Source organism: Streptomyces sp. NPDC046925, assembly GCF_040644915.1.
Lineage (GTDB): Bacteria > Actinomycetota > Actinomycetes > Streptomycetales > Streptomycetaceae > Streptomyces.
In genome coordinates this window covers 74,258-95,960 of the sequence record NZ_JBEYWZ010000007.1, presented here as the reverse complement: position 1 = coordinate 95,960, position 21,703 = coordinate 74,258, and the positions used below count along the sequence as shown (strand labels likewise).

Here is a 21,703-nt window from a genome sequence, read left to right as displayed (position 1 = left end):
GAGGACACGCGGCCGCCATACGGTCGGCGCCAGCTCTGCTTCAGACAGAGTTGGTTCGATCATTCGGTACAGAAGAAGTGTGCCTTCATCGTACAGGGACTTGCGCCATCAGACCTGTGAATTCAGAGACTGAGGCGCCCGTCACCTGCGATTGCCCCGCCTCTCCGGCTCCTGACCAGTGGTTCCCAGCCATCCGGCCAGCTTTCCGCCTTGTCCGACGGCCCGCAGCCGCTTCTCCGCGGCGTCCCGCACCGGGTCGGTCGCGACGACCAGGAGTTCGTCCCCGCGCTGAAGGACGGTCGTGGGCTGCGGCACGAACGATTCGCCGTTGCGAACGACGAGGGTGACCGCCGCCCCCGCGGGCATCCGGAGCTCGCCCACCTCGACGCCGTGCATCCGCGATCCCTTCGGGATCGCCACCGAGAGCAGATGGCCGCGCAGGCGCTCCAGGGGCGCCGATTCGATGCCCAGGTCGGCGGCGCCCGAGGAGTCGCCGAGGCGCAGCTTCCTGGCCAGCCACGGCAGCGTGGGGCCCTGGATGAGGGTGTAGACGACGACCAGGACGAAGACGATGTTGAAGATCCGCTGGCTGTCGTCGACGCCGTTCACCATCGGGATCGTGGCCAGGATGATGGGCACGGCTCCGCGCAGCCCGGCCCAGGACATCAGGGCCTTCTCCTGCCAGGGCATGCGGAACGGCAGCAGGCTGGCGATGACCCCCAGCGGTCTGGCCACCATGGTCAGGATCAAGCCGATGATGATCGCGGGCCAGGTGTCGTCGAGCAGGTCGTGCGGGGTGACCAGGAGGCCGAGCAGGACGAACATGCCGATCTGCGCGATCCAGCCGAGCCCTTCGGCGAAGCCGCGGGTGGCGGGCCAGTGCGGCAGCTTGGCGTTGCCGAGGACCATCGAGGCGAGATAGACGGCGAGGAACCCGCTGCCGTGCGCCATGGCTCCGGCGGCGTAGGCGGCGACCGCGATGGCCATCACGGCGATGGGGTAGAGGCCGGACGCGGGCAGTGCGACGTGCCGCAGGCCGTAGGCGCCGAGCCAGCCCACCGCGATGCCGATCGCGGCACCGATCGCCAGTTCGAGGGCGATCTCGGCGATGAGGATGTACCAGTGCTCCACGGGGCCCGCCGCGGAGAAGGCCACGACCAGGATCACCACGGGGGCGTCGTTGAACCCAGATTCCGCTTCCAGGATGCCCGTCACGCGCGAGGGGAGCGGCACCTTCCGCAGCACGGAGAAGACCGCCGCCGCGTCCGTGGACGAGACGACCGCGCCGATGATGAGCGCCTGCCGCCACTCGAGGCCGACCAGGTAGTGGGCGCCCGCGGCCGTCACGCCGACGCTCACCGCGATGCCCGCGAGCGAGAGGACGGCGGCTGCGGGCAGCGCCGGCTTGATCTCTTTCCACTTCGTGCCGAGGCCGCCCTCGGCCAGGATCACGACGAGCGCCGCATAGCCGATGACCTGCGTCAGTTCGGCGTTGTTGAAGCTGAGATTGCCGACGCCGTCCTGGCCCATGGCAATGCCGATGCCCAGGTAGAGAAGCAGGCTGGGGAGCCCGCTGCGCGACGAAATGCGGACCGCCGCGACCGCGACGAGCAGGACGAGCGAGCAGACGAGCAGAAGCTGGTTGAGGTGATGGACAGTCAGGGGCCGTTCCTTCCTCCGCGCGAGCCAAGTACTTCGTTACCTTACCTAATTGTTAACGCTTCCTTGACGCCTTCGAACGCTCATACGATCTGTTGCCATGTAGGTTCCTGACTCCGCGTCCGAGGCCGCAGTGCCCTGCGCCTACAGTTGCTCCAGCGCTCCCACCACCGCCCAGCCAGCCCTGCCGCTCGCGTAAGGACAGCAAGGACAGCGATGCCCTCGAATACCACCGCCTCTTCCGGTCATAAGTCCGGCAAGAAGAAGGGGCGCCGAGCCCGCCTCATCGTGATCGTCCTGGTCCTGGCCATCGTGGCGGGCATCGGTTACGGCGCCTACTGGAGCGTCGACACGGTGCGGGCCTCCTTCCCGCAGACGAAGGGGACGATCAAACTCGACGGTCTCTCCGGCCCCGTCGACGTGAAGCGCGACGGCAACGGCATCCCGCAGATCTACGCCGAGTCCGACGCCGACCTCTTCATGGCCCAGGGCTTCGTCCAGGCGCAGGACCGCTTCTGGGAGATGGACGTACGCCGTCATACGACCTCCGGTCGCCTCTCCGAGATGTTCGGCAAGAGCCAGGTAAAGACCGACGAGTTCCTGCGGACGCTCGGCTGGCACCGAGTGGCGCAGAAGGAGTACGACTCCAAACTCTCGCCGGAGACGAAGAAGTACCTCCAGGCATACTCCAAGGGAGTCAACGCCTACTTGAAGGACAAGAGCGGCAAGGACATCTCCCTGGAGTACGCCGCCCTCGGCTTCACCAACGACTACGCGCCCCAGGAGTGGACTCCCGTCGACTCCGTGGCGTGGCTCAAGGCCATGGCCTGGGACCTGCGCGGCAACATGCAGGACGAGATCGACCGCTCCCTGATGACCAGCCGCCTTGGCCCGTCCCAGATCAAGTCTCTGTACCCGGCCTACCCGTACTCCCGGAACAAGCCCATCGTCCAGGAGGGCGCCTACAACAGCGCCACCAAGGAGTACGAGGCCAAGGGCAGCGCGGGCAGCCAGTCGCAGTCACAGACCGGCGGCGCGGCCGGTACGGGCCTCGCGGGCAACGCCCAGGCCCCCGACGGACTGCAGTCCCAGCTGTCGGGCCTCTCCGACATCCTGGACAGCGTCCCGGACGCGGGCCTCGGCCCGAACGGCAACGGCATCGGGTCCAATTCCTGGGTGGTCTCCGGTGACCACACGATCACCGGGAAGCCCCTGCTCGCCAACGACCCGCACCTGTCGCCGCAGCTGCCCTCCACCTGGTACCAGATGGGCCTGCACTGCCGCCCGGTCTCCGAGGACTGCCAGTACGACGTCTCCGGCTACACCTTCGCGGGGATGCCCGGCGTGGTCATCGGCCACAACCAGGACATCGCCTGGGGCATGACGAACCTCGGCGCCGACGTCACCGACCTCTACCTGGAGAAGTTCGAGGGCGACGGCTACTCGTACGACGACAAGGTGCTGCCCTTCAAGACCCGCACGGAGACCATCAAGGTCGCGGGCGGCAAGCCCAAGAAGATCACCGTCCGGGAGACCGGAAACGGACCTCTGCTGTCCGACCGCGACGACGAACTGGTGAAGGTCGGCAAGAAGGCCACCGTCGACAGCGCCGCCCCCGACCGGGGCGACGGCTACGGAGTCTCGCTGCGCTGGACCGCGCTGAAGCCGGGCAAGTCGATGGACGCCGTCTTCGAGCTCAACAAGGCGAAGGACTTCGCCGGCTTCCGCAAGGCGGCCGCTTCTTTTGAAGTGCCCTCGCAGAACCTGATCTACGCGGACACCAAGGGCCACATCGGCTACCAGGCGCCCGGCAAGATCCCGGTCCGCGGCAAGGGCGACGGCGCGCTGCCCGCGCCCGGCTGGGACTCCGACTACCGCTGGACCGGCTACATCCCGCAGTCCGCACTGCCCTACGAGTACGACCCCAAGCGCGGCTACATCGTGACCGCGAACCAGGCCGTCATCGACAAGAGCTACCCGTACAAGCTCACGTCGGACTGGGGCTACGGGGCGCGCAGCCAGCGCATCACCGACCTGATCCAGTCGAAGATCAAGAACGGTGGGAAGGTCTCCACCGAGGACATGCGCACGATGCAGATGGACAACAGCAGCGAGATCGCCAAGCTGCTCGTGCCCAAGCTGCTCAAGATCGACGTCAAGGACAGCTACGTCCGCGAGGCGCAGAAGCTCCTCGAGGGCTGGGACTACACCCAGGACGCCGATTCGGCGGCGGCCGCGTACTTCAACTCGGTCTGGCGCAACATCCTCAAGCTCTCCATCGGCAACAAGCTGCCCAAGGAGCTGCGGGTCAAGGGCCAGTGCCTGAACGTCGAACCGGCCGGCAACACGGGCCCGGCCGACGAGGCCGAGCCGGTGCGCGAGTGCGGCCAGCGCGACGCGGAATCCGCGCAGCCCGACGGCGGCGACCGCTACTACGAAGTGATCCGGTCGATCCTCGACGACGAGGACAACGACTGGTGGAAGTCGCCGAAGACCCGTACGGACTCCGCGACCAAGACCCGCGACCAGCTGTTCGGCCGGGCCATGGAGGACGCACGCTGGGACCTGACGGCCAAGCTCGGCAAGGACGTCGACACCTGGAGCTGGGGCCGCCTGCACCGGCTGACCCTGAAGAACCAGACCCTGGGCGTCGAAGGCCCCGGCTGGCTCCAGTTCATGCTCAACCGCGGCCCGTTCAAGCTGGGCGGCGGCGAGGCGGCGGTCAACGCCACCGGCTGGAACGCGGCGGGCGGCTACGGCGTGCAGTGGGTGCCCTCGATGCGCATGGTGGTGAACCTCGAAGACCTCGACAAGTCCAAGTGGATCAACCTCACCGGGGCTTCGGGGCACGCCTACAACGCGCACTACACCGACCAGACCAACAAGTGGGTCAAGGGCGAACTGTTGCCGTGGTCCTACACGGAGGACGCCGTCAAGAAGAGCACGAACGACACGCTGGTGCTGCGGCCGTGAGCTGACACCCGCACCACCGGAAGGGCCCTCCACGCGCGCGTGGAGGGCCCTTCCTGCTCCCTGGACCTCAACGGAAGCGGCGTGCTCCCGACGGCGTGACCACGGCGTGCACGGGCTTGTCGTGCGGCTCCCGGGGGACGTGCGCGACGACCTCCGTGTCGTACAGGAGCACCACCAGGGCGGGATCGGCACCGGCCCGCCCGAGCCGGGCAAGCACCCTGTCATAGGACCCGCCGCCGCGCCCGAGCCGCATCCCGCTCTCGTCCACGGCCAGACCCGGCAGCAGCACGGCGTCCGCCGCCACGACGGCATCGGGCCCGAGCGGCGCCCCCGCGGGCTCCAAGAGCTCCATCTTTCCGGCGTGTTGGACGCGGGCCAGCGAACCCGCGCCCTCATAGGCCGCCCAGTCCAGGTCGTTGTCCGCGAGGAGCACCGGCAGCAGGACCCGCGTCCCGCGCGCGTGGAGGGCGTCCAGGAGCGCCCGCGTCCCCGGTTCGCTCCCCACGGAGACGTACGCGGCGACCGTGCGCGCTCCGGAGAGCTCGGGCAGCTCCAGTGCGCGGTCGGCGAGAACCGCCGCGGCCTTCTGGGCGTCATCCCTAGTCAACCGGCGTCTCACCGCGAGGATTTCTCCGCGCAATGTGCGCTTGGTTGGCTCGGCAGGGCCGGTTTCTTGCATGGTGCGCTCACAAACCCCTTCAGGTGCGCTCATATGAGAACAAAATGTCCTCACCCACAGATTCCGCACATACTCACCAGTTATGGTTACGGACATGACTGAGTCTCACCCCCCGCGGATCAGCAAGGCTGTCATCCCCGCAGCAGGTCTCGGCACCCGGTTCCTGCCGGCCACCAAGGCCACTCCGAAGGAGATGCTGCCGGTCGTCGACAAGCCGGCGATCCAGTACGTGGTCGAGGAGGCCGCCTCCGCCGGCCTCGACGACGTCCTCATGATCACGGGCCGCAACAAGCGCCCCCTGGAGGACCACTTCGACCGCAACTACGAACTGGAATCCGCCCTCCTGAAGAAGGGCGACGAGGCGCGACTCGCGAAGGTCCAGGAGTCCAGCGACCTCGCGACCATGCACTACGTACGCCAGGGCGACCCCAAGGGGCTCGGTCACGCCGTCCTGTGCGCCGCCCCGCACGTGGGCAACGAACCGTTCGCGGTGCTCCTCGGCGACGACCTGATCGACCCGCGCGACCCGCTGCTCGCCCGCATGGTCGAGGTCCAGGAGCGGCACGGCGGCAGCGTCGTCGCCCTCATGGAGGTGGCCCCGGAGCAGATCCACCTCTACGGCTGCGCGGCCGTGGACGCCACGGACGAGGGTGACGTCGTCAAGGTGACGGGCCTGGTCGAGAAGCCCGACGCGGCGGACGCCCCCAGCAACTACGCCATCATCGGCCGCTATGTCCTGGACCCCCACGTCTTCGACATACTGCGCACGACCGAGCCGGGCCGCGGCGGCGAGATCCAGCTCACCGACGCCCTCCAGCAGCTCGCCGCGGACGAGAAGGTCGGCGGCCCCGTGCACGGCGTCGTCTTCAAGGGCCGCCGCTATGACACCGGTGACCGGGGCGACTATCTGCGTGCCATTGTCAGACTCGCGTGCGAACGTGAAGACCTGGGCCCGGACTTCCAGGCCTGGCTTCGCAGTTACGTGTCCGAGGAGATGTAGCACTTTGAGCAGCAGCGCGACGACCGAAGTCACCGGCCAGGACCATGTCTGGTCGGTGAGCGAGCACCTGGACGACATCCTCGGATCCGTCCGGCCCCTGGAGCCCATCGAGCTCCAACTCCTCGACGCCCAGGGCTGCGTCCTCGTCGAGGACGTCACGGTGCCCGTCTCGCTGCCGCCCTTCGACAACAGCTCCATGGACGGATATGCCGTCCGGGTCGCCGACATCGCGGGCGCGAGCGAGGAGTTCCCCGCCGTCCTGACGGTCATCGGCGACGTCGCCGCGGGCCAGGGCGAGCAGCCGGAAGTCGGCGCCGGCCAGGCCGCCCGCATCATGACCGGCGCCCCGCTGCCGCCCGGCGCCGAGGCCGTCGTCCCCGTGGAGTGGACCGACGGAGGCCTCGGCGAAGGCCCCGTCTCCGGAATGCGCGCGCACAGCGCGGCCCCCGAGGGAGCCTCCGGCGAGGTCCGCGTGCACCGCGCCGCCGAGGCACGCGCGCACGTGCGGGCGCGTGGCAGCGACGTCCAGGCCGGTGACCGCGCCCTGACCGCGGGCACGGTCCTCGGCGCCCCGCAGATCGGCCTGCTCGCCGCGATCGGCCGCGGCACGGTCAAGGTGCGCCCGCGCCCCCGGGTGGTCGTCATGTCCACCGGCAGCGAACTGATCCAGCCCGGCGAGGAGTTGGCCAAGGGCCAGATCTTCGACTCCAACAGCTTCGCCCTGACCGCCGCGGCCCGCGAGGCCGGAGCGATCGCCTACCGCGTGGGCGCGGTCGCCGACGACGCCGAGACGCTGCGCTCCACCATCGAGGACCAGCTGATCCGCGCCGACCTCATCGTCACCACGGGCGGCGTCAGCGTCGGCGCGTACGACGTCGTGAAGGAAGCCCTCTCCTCCGTCGGCGACGAGGACGAGGACGGCAGCGGCATCGAGTTCCGCAAGCTCGCCATGCAGCCCGGCAAGCCGCAGGGTTTCGGCTCCATCGGCCCCGACCACACCCCGCTGCTCGCGCTGCCGGGCAACCCGGTGTCGTCGTACGTCTCCTTCGAGATCTTCGTGCGTCCCGCGGTGCGCGCCCTGATGGGCCTGCCGGACGTCCACCGGCCCACGGCCCGCGCTGAGCTCGTCGCCGACAAGGCGCTGAGCTCGCCCGAGGGGAAGCGGCAGTTCCTGCGCGGGCAGTACGACGCCGAGGCGGGCAGCGTGCGCCCCGTGGGCGGCGCGGGCTCCCACCTCGTGGCGGCCCTCGCGCACGCGAACGCGCTGATCGTCGTGCCGGAGGACACCGCGTCGGTGGAGCCGGGCGCCGATGTCGAAGTGGTCCTGCTCGGCTGAAAGCCCCTTCCGCGCGGTACGGTATCGCGCACATAGGCCCCTTGCGCCGCACCGTGAGAGGGCCCGGACCGGGAGCGCCAGAGCACATGAGTACGCAGCAGGGGCAGCAGAGGCTGACACACATCGACGAAGCGGGCGCCGCCCGCATGGTCGACGTATCCGCGAAGGACGTGACGGCGCGCACCGCGAGCGCCAGCGGTCGCGTCCTGGTCTCGCCCCGGGTGATCGAGCTGCTGCGCGGGGAGGGCGTCCCCAAGGGCGACGCCCTGGCCACCGCGCGGATCGCGGGCATCATGGGCGCCAAGCGCACGCCCGACCTGATCCCGCTCTGCCACCCGCTGGCCGTCTCCGGGGTGAAACTGGACCTCTCCGTGGCGGACGACGCCGTCGAGATCCTGGCCACGGTGAAGACGACGGACCGTACGGGCGTCGAGATGGAGGCCCTCACCGCGGTGAGCGTCGCCGCCCTCACGGTGATCGACATGGTGAAGGCGGTCGACAAGGGCGCGGTCATCACGGACGTACGCGTCGAGGAGAAGTCGGGCGGCAAATCCGGGGACTGGAGCCGCGAAGGAGCCGACGCATGACGGCCTACCGCGCTCTCGTCGTCACGGCGTCCAACCGCGCGGCCGCCGGTGTCTACGCCGACCGGGGCGGGCCGATCATCGCCGAGGCGCTGGCCGCGCTCGGCTTCGAGGTCGAAGGCCCCCGGGTCGTCCCGGACGGCGACCCCGTCGAGCAGGCCCTGCGCGAGGGCGCCGACGCCGGATACGACGTGATCCTCACCACAGGCGGCACCGGCATCTCGCCCACCGACCGCACCCCCGAGGCCACCCGCGCCGTCATCGACCACGAAGTGCCGGGCATCCCCGAGGCGATCCGCGCCTACGGCAGGGAGAAGATCCCCACGGCCGTCCTGTCCCGCGGCCTCGCCGGAGTCGCCGGGCGCACTCTCATCGTGAACCTGCCGGGCTCCACCGGCGGCGTACGGGACGGCATGGCCGTCCTCGAGCCCCTCCTCGCACACGCCATCGAGCAGCTCAGGGGCGGCGACCATCCCAGACCCCCGGGCGGTGCGAGCTGAACAGCCCTTCCTGGCCCGTCGAGCTGACGGACGGCGATGTCGCCCTCCGTCCGATAAAGATGCGCGACCAGCGGCCCTGGCGTGAGGTCAACCGGCGCAACCGGGACTGGCTGCGCCCCTGGGAGGCGACGATCCCGCCGCCCGGTCCCAGCGGCCCGATCGTGCACCGCCCGACGTACCGTCAGATGGTCCGGCATCTGCGCGCCGAGGCGCACGCCGGGCGCATGCTGCCCTTCGTGATCGAGTACCAGGGCAGGCTCGTCGGACAGTTGACGGTCGCCGGGATCACCTGGGGATCGATGTGCTCGGGCCATGTCGGCTACTGGGTCGACCAGTCGGTCGCGGGCCGCGGCGTGATGCCGACCGCCGTCGCTCTCGCGGTCGACCATTGCTTCCGATCGGTCGGGCTGCACCGTATCGAGGTCTGTATTCGCCCCGAGAACGGGCCCAGTCGCAGGGTCGTGGAGAAACTCGGATTCCGCGAGGAGGGCCTTCGTCCACGCTATCTCCACATCGACGGCGCCTGGCGCGATCATCTTGTCTTCGCGCTCACCGCGGAAGAGGTACCGGAAGGGTTGCTGCGGCGCTGGCACCAGGCAAGACCTCGGAACACCGCGTAAATAGAATAAGTGTTTGAAAATGATCGGCGATCGTCCGTCTGATGCCCGACTTGATCCCCCCAGGGCATTAATTTCACGGTCTCGGTGGCCTGTTGATCGCATCAGTCACAAAAAAAGTTCGAGATATCAGCCAGATCGTGCGACACACCGGCGCAATTGGCAGATGGCCTCAAGCAAACCCCTCTACCGTGTGAGGCGTGAGCAGCAGCGGCCTCATCTACGCAGTCATCGTCGGGGCCTGGGCCGCCTACTTGGTGCCGATGTGGCTCCGTAGGCAGGACGAGCTCAATGAAGCCCGTCCGACGGAACGCTTCAGCACCGCCATCCGGCTCCTGTCCGGACGTGCGGGGATGGAGCGCCGGTACGCCAAGGACCTGCAAGCGCGCTCGCCTGAAGAGGAGGAGTCGCGCGACCCGGACAATGTCACCGGCTCGGTGGACGTCCGGGCCTTCGTCGCGCCTCCGCATCGGCAGGGCGCACCGGAAGAGCGGCCCGCGCCGCAGGGCAAGGCCCCGGTGAAATCCCGGGACCGGCAGCCATCGGCGAGACCGGCGCCCAAGCAGCAGCCTGCCAAACAGCAGTCGGCCAAACAGCAGGCCAAGCCCTCCGTGAAGGCCCGCGTCGACGCCCCGGAGCCCACCCCGGCCCCGACCGGCGCCCGGCCCCAGCAGTCCGCCGCCCGGCGCGCGGCATCGGCGGAAGCCGCCGCGCGCGCCCGGCGCACGAAGGTGCTCGCGCGCCGTCGGCGTACGACAGTGATGCTGTTCGTCGCCTTCACGCTCGGCGCGGTCGTCGCCGCGGTGGGCGGGCTCGCGTTCCTCTGGGTGCCCGCCGTACCGGCCGCGCTCCTGAGCGCGTACATCGTGTATCTGCGAGGCCAGGAGCGGCGGCGCTTCACCTACACCATGGACCAGCGCAGGGCCGAGGTCGCGGCGCAGCGGCTGCGGGAGCGCCAGCCGCGCAGGCGTGCGGCGGGCGGCGGCGCGGAAGCGGTCGTCGACGACGCGGAGGAAGGACCCGGGCCCGACACGGAGACCGGCCTTTCCGCGCTCGCCGCCGACCGCCGCGCCCTGGTCGAGCAGACCGACCACGCGGAGTGGGTGGACCAGCAGCGCGAGCGGCAGCGGCGCCCCGGCCACGGCGACAGCTGGGATCCGGTGCCGGTGCCCCTGCCGACGTACGTGACCGCGCCGGTCGCCCCGCGGGCCACCGGTGACGTCGACTTGAGCGCGCCCGACGCCTGGAGTTCGGCGCGGTCGAGCTCCGTGGAGCCCGCCGCCGACGAGGCGCAGGGTGAGGCGGAGGAGAGCGAGTACGCCGAGTACGGCGAGTACGGCGAGTACGGCGAGGACGCGGAGGCCGCCGAGGGCGCGGACGGAGGCGATGGCCGCAGCGACGCACGGCGGGCCGCGTCCGCCCGCCGGGCCCGCGAACGGGGGCGTACGCCGCTCTTCGATCAGTACGAAGAAGGGGAGCGGCCGCGTGCCGCCAACGAGTGAGGCCTGACCAGCCAGGAACGGATTTCCGAGCACCCCAATCGGGATGCTAGAGTTTCACTCGTTGCAAGGGCCTGTGGCGCAGTCTGGTAGCGCACCTCGTTCGCATCGAGGGGGTCTGGGGTTCAAATCCCCACAGGTCCACTGCACATGAGATCCCGTCCAGTTCATCGAACTGGGCGGGATCTTTGCGTGCGCCGACACCGGCGCCGTGAGGCGGGCGCCGCGTGCCGCGAGGGTTAGAGGAACTTCACGAAGCAGCGGCTCAGGTCCTCGAAGCGGTAGTGGCCGAACTTGGCGGGGGCCGGGGTGTAGCCGGTCGACGTGTAGAGGGCTATGGCCTCCGGCTGCTTCGTGCCCGTCTCCAGGACCATGCGGATACGGCCCGCGGACCTCGCGTCGTCCTCCAGGGCCGCCAGGATGCGGCGGGCCAGGCCGAGGCCGCGCGCCTCCGGGGTCACGTACATGCGCTTGATCTCGGCGTCGCCGTTTCCGTAGCCCTCGTCGTTCTCCTCGTGACCGCGCCAGCCGCCGGTGGCCAGAGGGGTGCCGTTCTCGTCGTACGCGAGGAGGTACAGGCCGCTCGGTGCCCTGAACATGGCCGGGTCGAGCGGTGTGACGTCGCCCTCATCGCCGTAGCGCTCCGCGTATTCGAGCTGGACGCGGTCGTTGAGCTTGACCGCGTCGGGGTGGTCGAAGGGGGTGGGGCGCAGCTCTACGGCGGGCCGCTGCGGCGAGGGCTGAATAGTCATGCGATCCATCGTACTTCTATGCGGGAGCGTCTTGGGCGCTTGCGGTGTGCGGGTGTGCTTCAAGTGTGCCGGTATCGTTCCCGGATGCTCACCGTGACCAGTGTGAATGTGAATGGGCTGCGCGCCGCCGCCAAGAAGGGCTTCGTGGAGTGGCTCGCCGAGACCTCCGCCGACGTGCTCTGCCTCCAGGAGGTACGGGCCGAGCCGCAGCAGCTGCCCGAGGAGGTGCGGGCGCCCGAGGGCTGGCACGTCACGCACGCGCCGGCCGCCGCCAAGGGGCGCGCGGGCGTCTCCCTCTATACGCGCCGTGAGCCGGACCGGGTGCAGATCGGGTTCGGTTCGGAAGAGTTCGACGGCAGCGGGCGCTACGTCGAGGCCGATCTGCCCGGTGTCACGGTCGCGAGCCTCTATCTGCCCTCCGGCGAGGTCGGCACGGAGCGGCAGGACGAGAAGATCCGCTTCATGGGGGAGTTCCTCACGTATCTGAAGGGGCTCAAGCAGCGGGCCGCCGCCGAGGGGCGCCAGGTCGTGGTCTGCGGCGACTGGAACATCGCGCACCAGGAGGCCGACCTCAAGAACTGGAAGGGCAACAAGAAGAACTCGGGCTTCCTGCCCGAGGAGCGTGACTGGCTCAGCGAGGTCTTCGAGGGGGAGGCCGGGTACGTCGACGTGGTGCGGGCGCTGCACCCCGACGTCGAGGGGCCCTACTCCTGGTGGTCCTACCGGGGGCGTGCCTTCGACAACGACACGGGCTGGCGGATCGACTACCACGTGGCGACGCCGGGGCTCGCGGAGCGCGCGGTCAAGGGGTTCGTGGAGCGGGCGGCCACGCACACGGAGCGGTGGTCGGACCATGCGCCCGTCACGGTGGTCTACGACATGTGAGTCCGCGCGGCGCCATGGCATGTTGCGAGCGCGTACCTGACAATGACTCAACTGTCAGCCGTGTGGGGGAGACTTCATGTCCGGTGCGTCGATGCCGTCTCGTCGGGGAGTGCTGCTGGGGGCGCTGGTCGCCGGGGTCGGGGCGGGGCTGCCGCTGGCCGCCGCGTCACCCGCCGGGGCGTCGGGCGGCACTCCGGGCGGGGTGCCCCGCCGGACGCCGCCCGTGCTCCTCACCGAGCAGGCGACCCAGCAGATCCTCGTGCTCGACCCGCGGCGCAGGGTGTGGGACGCGGAGCGTGATCCGTCCGTCGTGCGGTGGGCGTTCTCGCCGACGCGGCGCAAGGGGTACGAGGATCTCCGGCCCGAGGAGAGCTGGGTGTATCCGAGCGAGTCGAAGGTGCGCAGACTCAAAGGGCGTACGTACGTCCTGACCACCGCGTCCTTCGGGTTCGTCGCCGTCGTCGACTACCCCTCGGGAAAGCGCTACTGGGGCGCGGCGCTCGGTCCCGGCGACGACCTCTTCAATCCGCACAGCGCGGAACTCCTGCCCGACGGCAATGTCGCGGTGGCGTGCAGTACGGGGGCGCTGGTGCGGTTGTACGCGGCTTCGCAGGGGCCGCGTGCCTCGCAGTACGCCGAGGTGGAGCTGAAGGGGGCGCACGGGCTGCACTGGGATGGTGCGCGCCAAGTGCTGTGGGCCATCGGTGACGATGAGTTGGTCACGTACGAGGTGGGCGGGACGCGGGCGCGGCCGACGCTGACGCGGCGGTCCTCGGTGGGGCTTCCCGTCGGGACGCCGGGGAAGACCCCCGGCGGGCATGATCTCTTTCCCGTGGCCGGGGGCGTGGGGCGGGGCGGGCGTGTGGAGCGGCTCTGGGTGACCACCAACGCGGCCGTCTTCCAGTACGACATCGGGGGTGGGGGCTTTGTGCAGGACTTCGCCGGGGCCGAGGAGATTTCCCGGAAGTCCGTGAAGGCGGTCGGGGATGATCCGCGGACCGGGCAGGTGCTGTCCACCGTGCCGGAGGCTGGGCTTGAGGAGACCTGGTGGACCACCAAGGTGAGTGTCCATCGGCCCCGGGGTGAGTATTCGCTGGTCGACGGGGGGATTTACAAGGCTCGGTGGTTCTTGCCGCGGTGAGGGGGGTGAGTGCGGGTGGCGGGTGGGTGCGGGTGGTGGGCCCCCGGCAGGGGTTACTCCTCGGGCTTCTCCGAAGCCAGTCTGCGGTCCAGGGCCATCGACAGTTCCGCCTCCACCACGCTCTTCGCCAGTGGGCGCAGGCGTTCGATGCTGACGTTGCCTGCCTCCGACGGTGTGTGGGTGCGGATGGTCGTGATGAACAACTCCGCGAGCGCGTCCGCGTGTTCGCGTACGCGCTGGCCCGCCTCCAGGACAGCCGCCAGCGGGATGCCCTCGCGGACCAGGGCCGATGAGACGTCCAGGAGGCGGCGGCTCACGTGGACGATTTCGTCGCCGTCCGTGCCGAGATAGCCGAGGTCCATGGCCGCCGCGAGGTTCTCGGGGGTGACCTCGCCCGCGAAGCGGTCGGCCAGCTCCTCGGGGGTGAGGCGGACCGGGGTCTCCTCCGTGGGTTCGCCGATGCCCAGGAGCTCGCCGACGTCGCGGCCGTTCTCGAAGGCCTCCGCGAGTTCCGCGATGCCGCTCAGGGTGTGGCCGCGTTCCAGGAGGGCGGCGATCGTGCGGAGTCTTGCCAGGTGGTGGTCGTCGTACCAGGCGATGCGGCCCTCGCGGCGGGGCGGCGGGATCAGGCCGCGTTCACGGTAGAAGCGCACGGTGCGCACCGTGATGCCGGCGACCTTGGCCAGCTCCTCCATGCGGTACTCGCGTGTCTCTGCCACGGCAGCAGCCTATGTGCTGGCGGATCGCGTGCGTCGTGCGCGTGTTCTACCGGCGGTAACTCGCGGCGCCAGACCCCTACCCATCAGTAGGGAGTTGTTCTACTCTCCCAATTGCGCCAGTGGTCACTGGCAGAGTCGTGATGCAGTTCGGGAGGCGGCGGCATGGCCGAGGACGAGCGCCAGCAGGAGCGCGAGCAGGGGCGCGAAGGTGGTCGCGCACACGAACATGTGCGGGTGGCGGTGATCGGGTCCGGATTCGGCGGGCTCGGGGCCGCGGTCCGGCTGCGCCGCGAAGGCATCACCGACTTCGTCGTCCTGGAGCGGGCCGACGCGGTGGGCGGCACCTGGCGGGACAACAGCTATCCGGGCTGCGCGTGCGACGTGCCCTCGCATCTTTACTCGTTCTCCTTCGCGCCCAACCCCGACTGGCCGCGCACCTTCTCGGGCCAGGAGCGCATCAGGGAGTACCTGGAGCAGGTCGCCGACACCTTCCGGCTGCGCTCGCACATCCGCCTGAACACCGAGGTGGAGCTGTTGCGCTGGGACGCGGACCGGCTGCTGTGGGAGATCGAGACCAGCAACGGCACCCTCACCGCCGACGTCGTCGTCTCCGCCACCGGGCCGCTCTCCGACCCGAAGCTGCCGGACATCCCCGGCCTCGACACCTTCGAGGGCAAGGTCTTCCACTCCGCGCGCTGGGACCACGACTACGACCTGCGCGGCAAGCGCGTCGCGATGATCGGCACCGGCGCTTCCGCCATCCAGATCGTGCCCGCCATCCAGCGCGAGGTCGGCAAGCTCACCCTCTTCCAGCGCACCCCGCCCTGGGTGATGCCGCGCATGGACCGCCCCATCAGCAGGGCCGAGCGCTGGCTGCACCGCCAGCTGCCGTTCACCACGCAGGCCCGGCGCGGCATCCTGTGGGGCATCCGGGAGCTGCAGGTCCAGGCGTTCACCAAGCGGCCCAACGAGCTCGGCATGGTCGAGCAGCTCGCCAAGCGGAACATCGCCAGGGCCATCAAGGACCCGGCGCTGCGGGCCAAGCTGACCCCCTCGTACCGCATCGGCTGCAAGCGGATCCTGCTGTCCAACACCTACTACCCGGCGCTCGCGCAGCCCAATGTGGACGTCGTCGCCAGCGGGCTCAGCGAGGTGCGCGGCAATACCGTCGTCGCCGCGGACGGCACCGAGACCGAGGTCGACGCGATCATCTTCGGTACGGGGTTCCACGTCACGGACATGCCGATCGCCAACCGCGTGGTGGGTTCGGACGGCGTGACGATGATGGAGACCTGGAAGGACGGGATGAAGTCGCTGCGCGGCGCGACCGCTGCGGGCTTCCCCAACTTCATGACGGTCATCGGCCCGAACACCGGTCTCGGCAACTCCTCGATGATCCTGATGATCGAGTCCCAGCTGAACTATCTCGCCGACTACATGCGGCAGTTGGACGTGCTCGGCGACCGGGCCGCGCTCGCCGTACGGACCAGCGCCGTCAACGCCTGGAACGACAAGGTCCAGGAGCGGATGAAGCGCACCGTGTGGAACACCGGCGGCTGCAACAGCTGGTATCTCGACGAGAACGGCGTGAACACCACGATCTGGCCGGGGACGACGAGCGAGTTCCGCAGCGCGACGCGGCGGGTGGATCTCGCCGAGTACGAGGTGGTGCGGCCGCCGAAGGTGAGCGCGGAAGCGGCGAAGCCGAAGTCCCGTAAGACGAAGAAGGTCGAGGCAGGCGCATGAGCAGGCTGATGCATGTGACGAGCGGCCCCTTCGCGCCGCCTCCCGCGGCCAGGGAGCTGACCGTCGTGTCGGCGGACGGCGCGCGGCTGCACGCCGAGGTGCACGGGCCCGAGGGCGCGCCCGCGGTGGTGCTCGCGCACGGGTGGACCTGTTCGACGGCCTTCTGGGCGGCGCAGATACGCGAGCTCGCCGTCGACCACCGCGTGATCGCGTACGACCAGCGGGGGCACGGGCGCAGCGCCGCGCCGGACGGCATCGAGGGCTACAGCACCACCGCCCTCGCCGACGACCTGGAGGCGGTCCTCGCGGCGACGCTCGCCCCTGGCGAGCAGGCCGTCCTCGCCGGGCACTCCATGGGCGGCATGACGATCATGGCCGCGAGCACACGGCCCGGGTTCCGGGAGCACGCGGCGGCGGCCCTGCTGTGCAGTACGGGCAGTTCGCGGCTCGTCGCCGAGTCGCTTGTGGTGCCGCTGCGCGCCGGGCGGCTGCGGACGCGGATCACGCGGTCGGTCCTCGGTGCGAAGGCGCCGCTGGGCCCGGTGACGCCCGTGGCCCGCAAGATCCTCAAGTACGCGACGATGGGGCCGGGTTCGGCGCCGGAGCGGGTCGAGGTGTGCGCGCGGATCGTGCACGGATGCCCGCGGGTGGTGCGCTACCGCTGGTCGCACGTGCTGGACGAGCTCGAACTCGACGCCGGTGTCCTGGAGCTGACGGTGCCGACCGCGGTCGTCGCGGGCACGGCCGACCGGATGACACCCGTCGCGCACGCGCGCCGCATCGCCGGGATGCTGCCGGACTCCCTCGGCCTCACCGAGCTGCCGGGCCTCGGCCATATGACGCCCGTCGAGGCGCCGGAGGCGATCACGGACGGGATCAGGGATCTCGTGAAGAGGTACGTACGGGTCGGCGATCAGCAGGTTCAGGGGCTTGAGGGGAGCAGCGCATGAGCAAGGTCAGCCTTGAGGGTCAGGTCGCGGTCGTCACCGGGGCGGCGCGGGGCGTGGGCGAGCTGCTCGCGCGGAAGCTGTCGGCGCGGGGCGCGAAGATCGCGCTCGTCGGTCTCGAACCGGACGAGCTGAAGCAGGTCGCGGGGCGGCTGCACACCGAGGCCGAGGCCTGGCACGCGGACGTCACCGACCATGTCGAGATGGCGCGGGTCGCTCAGGAGGTCAAGGAGCGGTTCGGGAAGGTCGACATCGTCGTCGCCAACGCGGGCGTCGCCAACGGCGGTCCGTTCGTCGAGTCCGACCCCGTGGCGTGGCGCCGGGTGATCGAGGTCAACCTCATCGGCAGCGCGGTGACGGGGCGGGCGTTCCTGCCGGTCCTCACGGAGAGCCGGGGCTATCTGCTCCAGATCGCCTCGCTCGCGGCGATCACTCCGGCGCCGATGATGTCGGCGTACTGCGCGTCGAAGTCGGGCGTGGAGGCGTACGCGCACTGCCTGCGGGCCGAGGTCGGCTACAAGGGCGTGAAGGTGGGCGTCGGCTACCTGTCCTGGACGGACACGGACATGGTGCGGGGCGCCGACCAGGACGACGTGATGCGGGAGTTGCGGCAGCGCCTGCCGTGGCCGTCCAACAAGACGTACCCCCTCGGTCCGGCCGTCGACCGGATCGTCGCCGGGATCGAGCGCCGGTCCAGCCATGTGTACGCGCAGTGGTGGCTGCGGGGGATGCAGGGCATCCGGGGCTACCTCCCGGCGCTCATCGGCACGGTCGGACAGCGCGAGATGCGGCGGTTCGAACCCCGCCTCGCCTCGGTCTCCACGGGTCTTGTGGGGGCGGGGGGCTCCGCCGACGAACAGGCTCGTACCGGGCGGTAGTCGAGGGGTCCGGCACGCGTGCCGGACGCAGAAGCGAGGCCCGCCCGGCGTCCCGGGCGGGCCTCGCTGTCTCAAGCTCAGCGCAGCGTCAGGCGTCGTAGTCCCGGTTGAACTTGTCCTGCTGCTCCTGCGCGGCGTCCCGGGCCTGGTCCTGGCCCTGCGAGGAGCGCTCGCTCGCCTCGTCCCGCGCCTGCGAAGCCCGCTCGCTCGCCTCGTCCTTCGCGCCGCCCATCGAGTCCTTCGCCTTGTTGGCGAGGTCGTTGGCCTTGTCCTGGAACTGGTCCTTGATGCCCATGCTTGTTCACTCCTAGAGGGTGAGGTTGGAGGGGCCTCGATCAGCCTGACATGAGGGAACTTTCCGCGCATTTCGATCATTAACGGTCAGTTGTCACGGGGCGGCAGCTTCGGACGCCGCCGGTCCGGCACGTCGTCCAGGCCCGGAGGCGTCGCCGCCGGATGCTGTGCCAGGAGGTCGAGCGCGACCTGCACCGCGTCGTCGAGCTGCGCGTGCCGCCCCTCCGCCCAGTCCAGGGGTGTGCGAAGGACCTCCAGGTCCGGGGCCACGCCGTGGTTCTCCACGGACCAGCCGTAGGCGTCGAACCACGCCGCGTTCATCGGCACCGTGATCACCGTGCCGTCCCCGAGGACATGCCGCCCGGTCATCCCCACCACGCCGCCCCAGGTGCGCAGGCCCACCACGGGGCCGAGGTTCAGGAGCTTGAAGGCCGCCGTGATCATGTCGCCGTCGGAGGAGGTCGCCTCGTCGGCCAGGGCCACCACGGGCCCGCGTGGGGCGTTCGACGCGTACGAGACGGGCTGGGCGTTGCGTGTCAGGTCCCAGCCCAGGATTTTCCGCGTCAGCTTCTCGATCACGAGCTCGCTGATGTGGCCGCCCGCGTTGCCGCGCACGTCGACGATCAGGGCCGGGCGGGACACCTCAAGGCGCAGGTCCCGGTTGAACTGGGCCCACCCCGATCCGCCCATGTCGGGGATGTGCAGATAGCCGCACTTTCCCTCGCTCAACTCCCGTACGACGTCACGTCGTTTGGCCACCCAGTCCTGGTAGCGCAGGGGGCGTTCATTGATGAGCGGGACGATCGCCACCCTGCGCGGTCTGCCCTCCGACTCCGCCGCTTCGAACGTCAGCTCGACCGTCGTGCCGCCCGCCGCCGCGAGCAGCGGAAAGGGGCCCGTCACCGGGTCCACCGGGCGGCCGTCGATGTGGGTGAGGACCGCTCCTTCGCGGATGCCCGCGCCCGCGAGCGGCGAGCGTGCCTTGGAGTCGGACGATTCGCCGGGCAGGATGCGCTTGACCATCCACTTGTTGTCCCGGCAGACCAGGTTGGCGCCGAGCAGCCCCATCGCCCGCTGGTAGTGCGGCGGCCCTTCGTTGCGGCGGGCGGGGGAGACGTACGCGTGGGACGTGCCCAGTTCGCCGAGGACCTCGCGGAGCAGGTCGGCGAACTCGTCGGGGGACGCGACCCGCTCCACGAGCGGCCGGTACTGGTCCAGGATCGCGGGCCAGTCGATGCCGCACATGTGCGGCTCCCAGAAGTAGGCGCGGATGAGCCGGCCCGCCTCGTCGTAGGCCTGGCGCCACTCCGCCGCCGGGTCGACCTCGTGCAGGATGCGGCGCAGGTCGATCCAGACGGTCGTGTCGCCGTCGCCGACCTCCGTCGAAGGGACCGCGCTCAGATCGCCCTCGTCGACCACCACGAGCCGTGTGCCGTCGCCGCTGAGCGCGAACCAGTCGAGGTGATCGACCAGGGCGGACTTCTTGGCCTTGGCGATGTTGAAGTACTCCAGGGTGGGGCGGCCCGAGGTGTCCGCCGGGTTGGCGAACGTCTCGCCGAGGGCGCCCGAGATCGGCCAGCGCAGCCAGACGAGGCCGCCGCCGCTGACGGGGTGCAGGGCCGAGTACTTCGACGCCGAGACCGGGAACGGCGTCACCCTGTTCTCCAGGCCCTCCACCTCCACGATCACCGTGCCGTCCTGCGACCTGCCGTCGGCCGGATCGAGCCCGCCCGCGGCCGGGCGGCCGTCGGGGGAGAGCGCGAAGGGCGAGGGGGTCGCCGACGACAGGGGCACCAGGTAGGGGCGGCAGCCGAGCGGGAAGGAGAGGTCGCCGGTGTGCACGTCGTAGACGGGGTCGAAGCCGCGCCAGGACAGGAAGGCGAGATAGCGGCCGTCACGCGTGAAGACGGGGTTCTCGTCCTCGAAGCGGCCGTTGGTGACGTCGACGATGATGCGGCAGCCGGGGCCTTCGATACGGGCCATCTTGATCTGCCGCAGGGAGCGGCCGATCCCCGGATGCGACCAGGTCAGCCATGCCCCGTCCGGGGAGAACGCCAGGTCGCGCACCGGGCCGTTGGTGGAGACGATCAGCTCGGTCACCTCGCCGTCGGACTCCTCGGTCGCGTCGACCAGGAGGAGCCGCCCGTCGTTCGACGCGATCGCGAGGCGTTCGCCCTCGGGGTCGGAGACCAGTTCGAGGACCCGGCCGAGTTTCCCCTGCGCCAGCCTGCGCGGCAGGCGCGCACCGCTGGCCCGCGGCAGATAGGCGATCTCGACGGCGTCCTCGCCCTCCGCGTCGGTGACGTAGGCGACCTGCCCGCCCTTGCCGAGCATCTCCGGCAGCCGCACACGTACGCCGGGGGTGTCCGTGATGGTGCGCGCGGGCCCGTCCCGGTGCGTCAGCCAGTACAGGCTGCCGCGTACGACGACGGCGCTGGCCCGACCCGTCGCGTCCACGGAGAGCGAGTCGACGTGCTGCGCGGCCGGCACCTGGTAGATCCGCCGCCCGGCGCGCGGCCCGCCGAGGCGCACGTCGAGGCGGCGCGGCACGGAGCCGGCGCTCAGGTCGTCCACCAGCCAGACGTCGCCCGCGCACTGGTAGACGACGCGGGCGCCGTCGCTTGAGGCGTGCCGGGCGTAGAACGTGTCGTGATCGGTGTGCCGCCGCAGGTCGGAACCGTCCGGCAGGCAGGAGTAGAGATTGCCGATGCCCTCGTGGTCGGAGAGGAAGGCGATCCTGCCGTCCACGAACATCGGGGCGTCCAGATGTCCGCCGAGGTCGGGCAGGATCTGCTCGCCGTGCATCCACAGGCGGCCCATGGCGCCACCCCGGTAGCGCTTCCAGGCCGCGGGCTCGTGCGGCGGCTTTCCGGTGAGCAGGAGCGTCTTGCGGTCGCCGTCGACGTCGTTGACCGCGATGTCGTACACCGGGCCCCAGGGCAGCTTGCCGCCGGGCGAGCCGTCGGTGGGCACGCTGTAGGCCCAGCAGAAGTACGAGAAGGGCTGGCCGTGCGAGGAGACGGCGAGGATGTCGCCGTCGGGGGACCAGCCGCAGACCCGGGTGTCCGTACTGCCCCAGTAGGTGAGGCGGCGGGCGGGGCCGCCGTCCACCGGGGTGAGGTGGATCTCCGGGTCGAGACTGCGCCATGTCGTGTACGCGATGTGCCGGCCGTCCGGCGAGAAGCGCGGGTGGCTCACCTTGGTCCGGTCGACGGTCACCCGCCAGGCCCGGCCCGCGGGCTCGCCGTCCTTGCCCATCGGGGCCACCCAGAGATCGTCCTCGGCCGCGAAACAGAGGCGGTCGCCGCTGAGGTGCGGAAATCGCAGGTAGGCCTGGTCGGCGTGGTCAGCATGGGCTTCATCGCGCGCGTCGGTCACTTCACCATGCTTTTCCGGTGCGCAGGGCCCGGCAACTCGTACAGGGGGACGAACAGGCGTGGCCGGATGCGGCGGGGTGTGGCGGGGCGGGATGCGGCGGGCTGCGGTCGGACGCG

18 protein-coding genes and 1 tRNA gene are annotated in these 21,703 nt (G+C 70.2%); 13 read left to right on the top strand and 6 right to left on the bottom strand.

Translation table 11 applies throughout. The annotated features are described in order from the left end of the window. Positions 1–141: 141 nt before the first annotated feature. On the bottom strand, positions 142–1,662 hold the full coding sequence (locus tag ABZ906_RS27395) for a potassium/proton antiporter (RefSeq protein WP_361387436.1): 1,521 nt from the start codon (positions 1,660–1,662) through the stop codon (positions 142–144). 213 nt (positions 1,663–1,875) lie between these two features. Here ABZ906_RS27395 and ABZ906_RS27390 point away from each other — a divergent pair, with 213 nt between their 5' ends. Beyond that, entirely contained in the window at positions 1,876–4,632 is a 2,757-nt protein-coding gene (locus ABZ906_RS27390) for a penicillin acylase family protein (protein ID WP_361386958.1), read from the top strand. 67 nt (positions 4,633–4,699) lie between these two features. On the opposite strand, the gene ABZ906_RS27385 is transcribed toward ABZ906_RS27390, so the two are convergent. Then, positions 4,700–5,311, bottom strand: a complete 612-nt coding sequence (locus tag ABZ906_RS27385) for a 5-formyltetrahydrofolate cyclo-ligase (protein WP_361195197.1) — start codon at positions 5,309–5,311, stop codon at positions 4,700–4,702. A gap of 94 nt (positions 5,312–5,405) precedes the next feature. Here ABZ906_RS27385 and galU point away from each other — a divergent pair, with 94 nt between their 5' ends. The 7 genes from galU (at position 5,406) to ABZ906_RS27350 (ending at position 10,991) form a co-directional block, all read left to right on the top strand. Next, the gene (galU, locus tag ABZ906_RS27380; RefSeq protein ID WP_361195199.1) at positions 5,406–6,311 is read left to right on the top strand and encodes a UTP--glucose-1-phosphate uridylyltransferase GalU; all 906 of its coding nucleotides are present in this window, start codon (positions 5,406–5,408) and stop codon (positions 6,309–6,311) included. Between the two features lie 4 nt (positions 6,312–6,315). Continuing rightward, on the top strand, positions 6,316–7,647 hold the full coding sequence (gene glp / locus ABZ906_RS27375; protein WP_361386955.1) for a gephyrin-like molybdotransferase Glp: 1,332 nt from the start codon (positions 6,316–6,318) through the stop codon (positions 7,645–7,647). An 86-nt stretch (positions 7,648–7,733) separates the two neighbouring features. After that, entirely contained in the window at positions 7,734–8,234 is a 501-nt protein-coding gene (gene moaC / locus ABZ906_RS27370; RefSeq protein ID WP_361386953.1) for a cyclic pyranopterin monophosphate synthase MoaC, read from the top strand. Then, a complete protein-coding gene (locus ABZ906_RS27365) occupies positions 8,231–8,731 on the top strand; it encodes a MogA/MoaB family molybdenum cofactor biosynthesis protein (protein ID WP_361195204.1) in 501 nt (166 codons plus the stop codon). Before moaC ends, ABZ906_RS27365 begins: the two co-directional genes overlap by 4 nt. After that, positions 8,728–9,351 carry a GNAT family protein gene (locus tag ABZ906_RS27360; RefSeq protein ID WP_361195325.1) on the top strand — a complete coding sequence of 208 codons (624 nt, stop codon included), beginning with the start codon at positions 8,728–8,730 and terminating at the stop codon, positions 9,349–9,351. The genes ABZ906_RS27365 and ABZ906_RS27360 overlap by 4 nt, the downstream gene beginning before the upstream one ends. Before the next feature lie 197 nt (positions 9,352–9,548). Next, positions 9,549–10,850, top strand: a complete 1,302-nt coding sequence (gene glpR / locus ABZ906_RS27355; protein ID WP_361386950.1) for a gephyrin-like molybdotransferase receptor GlpR — start codon at positions 9,549–9,551, stop codon at positions 10,848–10,850. A 67-nt stretch (positions 10,851–10,917) separates the two neighbouring features. After that, a tRNA-Ala gene (locus ABZ906_RS27350) sits at positions 10,918–10,991 on the top strand. Between the two features lie 95 nt (positions 10,992–11,086). Here the strand turns inward: ABZ906_RS27350 and ABZ906_RS27345 are convergent. After that, the gene (locus tag ABZ906_RS27345; RefSeq protein WP_361386947.1) at positions 11,087–11,599 is read right to left on the bottom strand and encodes a GNAT family N-acetyltransferase; all 513 of its coding nucleotides are present in this window, start codon (positions 11,597–11,599) and stop codon (positions 11,087–11,089) included. A gap of 84 nt (positions 11,600–11,683) precedes the next feature. Between ABZ906_RS27345 and ABZ906_RS27340 the strand changes: the two genes are divergently transcribed. Beyond that, the gene (locus ABZ906_RS27340) at positions 11,684–12,484 is read left to right on the top strand and encodes an exodeoxyribonuclease III (protein ID WP_361195210.1); all 801 of its coding nucleotides are present in this window, start codon (positions 11,684–11,686) and stop codon (positions 12,482–12,484) included. A 91-nt stretch (positions 12,485–12,575) separates the two neighbouring features. Then, complete coding sequence (locus ABZ906_RS27335) at positions 12,576–13,625, top strand: DUF6528 family protein (protein ID WP_361386944.1); 1,050 nt, start codon at positions 12,576–12,578, stop codon at positions 13,623–13,625. A 53-nt stretch (positions 13,626–13,678) separates the two neighbouring features. Here the strand turns inward: ABZ906_RS27335 and ABZ906_RS27330 are convergent, their stop codons facing one another. Further along, positions 13,679–14,320 carry a MerR family transcriptional regulator gene (locus ABZ906_RS27330; protein ID WP_361387433.1) on the bottom strand — a complete coding sequence of 214 codons (642 nt, stop codon included), beginning with the start codon at positions 14,318–14,320 and terminating at the stop codon, positions 13,679–13,681. Between the two features lie 186 nt (positions 14,321–14,506). Here ABZ906_RS27330 and ABZ906_RS27325 point away from each other — a divergent pair, with 186 nt between their 5' ends. Genes ABZ906_RS27325 through ABZ906_RS27315 form a run of 3 tightly spaced genes read left to right on the top strand, consistent with a single transcriptional unit; the run spans position 14,507 to position 17,915 of the window. Further along, on the top strand, positions 14,507–16,090 hold the full coding sequence (locus ABZ906_RS27325) for an NAD(P)/FAD-dependent oxidoreductase (RefSeq protein ID WP_361386941.1): 1,584 nt from the start codon (positions 14,507–14,509) through the stop codon (positions 16,088–16,090). Beyond that, positions 16,087–17,040, top strand: a complete 954-nt coding sequence (locus ABZ906_RS27320; protein WP_361386938.1) for an alpha/beta hydrolase — start codon at positions 16,087–16,089, stop codon at positions 17,038–17,040. The genes ABZ906_RS27325 and ABZ906_RS27320 overlap by 4 nt, the downstream gene beginning before the upstream one ends. Further along, positions 17,037–17,915, top strand: a complete 879-nt coding sequence (locus tag ABZ906_RS27315; protein ID WP_361195216.1) for an SDR family oxidoreductase — start codon at positions 17,037–17,039, stop codon at positions 17,913–17,915. The genes ABZ906_RS27320 and ABZ906_RS27315 overlap by 4 nt, the downstream gene beginning before the upstream one ends. An 88-nt stretch (positions 17,916–18,003) precedes the next feature. Here the strand turns inward: ABZ906_RS27315 and ABZ906_RS27310 are convergent, their stop codons facing one another. Further along, the gene (locus tag ABZ906_RS27310; RefSeq protein ID WP_361195218.1) at positions 18,004–18,210 is read right to left on the bottom strand and encodes a hypothetical protein; all 207 of its coding nucleotides are present in this window, start codon (positions 18,208–18,210) and stop codon (positions 18,004–18,006) included. 86 nt (positions 18,211–18,296) lie between these two features. Further along, the gene (locus ABZ906_RS27305; protein ID WP_361386935.1) at positions 18,297–21,587 is read right to left on the bottom strand and encodes a S41 family peptidase; all 3,291 of its coding nucleotides are present in this window, start codon (positions 21,585–21,587) and stop codon (positions 18,297–18,299) included. Positions 21,588–21,703: the final 116 nt, after the last annotated feature.

Excerpts from the sequence above, each read along its gene's own strand:
- ABZ906_RS27390 (WP_361386958.1), top strand. The coding sequence starts at position 1,876 with ATGCCCTCGAATACCACCGCCTCTTCCGGTCATAAGTCCGGCAAGAAG.
- ABZ906_RS27385 (WP_361195197.1), bottom strand. The coding sequence starts at position 5,311 with ATGCAAGAAACCGGCCCTGCCGAGCCAACCAAGCGCACATTGCGCGGA.
- galU (WP_361195199.1), top strand. The coding sequence starts at position 5,406 with ATGACTGAGTCTCACCCCCCGCGGATCAGCAAGGCTGTCATCCCCGCA.
- moaC (WP_361386953.1), top strand. The coding sequence starts at position 7,734 with ATGAGTACGCAGCAGGGGCAGCAGAGGCTGACACACATCGACGAAGCG.
- ABZ906_RS27365 (WP_361195204.1), top strand. The coding sequence starts at position 8,231 with ATGACGGCCTACCGCGCTCTCGTCGTCACGGCGTCCAACCGCGCGGCC.
- ABZ906_RS27345 (WP_361386947.1), bottom strand. The coding sequence starts at position 11,599 with ATGACTATTCAGCCCTCGCCGCAGCGGCCCGCCGTAGAGCTGCGCCCC.
- ABZ906_RS27340 (WP_361195210.1), top strand. The coding sequence starts at position 11,684 with ATGCTCACCGTGACCAGTGTGAATGTGAATGGGCTGCGCGCCGCCGCC.
- ABZ906_RS27335 (WP_361386944.1), top strand. The coding sequence starts at position 12,576 with ATGCCGTCTCGTCGGGGAGTGCTGCTGGGGGCGCTGGTCGCCGGGGTC.
- ABZ906_RS27330 (WP_361387433.1), bottom strand. The coding sequence starts at position 14,320 with ATGGAGGAGCTGGCCAAGGTCGCCGGCATCACGGTGCGCACCGTGCGC.
- ABZ906_RS27325 (WP_361386941.1), top strand. The coding sequence starts at position 14,507 with ATGGCCGAGGACGAGCGCCAGCAGGAGCGCGAGCAGGGGCGCGAAGGT.
- ABZ906_RS27320 (WP_361386938.1), top strand. The coding sequence starts at position 16,087 with ATGAGCAGGCTGATGCATGTGACGAGCGGCCCCTTCGCGCCGCCTCCC.
- ABZ906_RS27315 (WP_361195216.1), top strand. The coding sequence starts at position 17,037 with ATGAGCAAGGTCAGCCTTGAGGGTCAGGTCGCGGTCGTCACCGGGGCG.
- ABZ906_RS27310 (WP_361195218.1), bottom strand. The coding sequence starts at position 18,210 with ATGGGCATCAAGGACCAGTTCCAGGACAAGGCCAACGACCTCGCCAAC.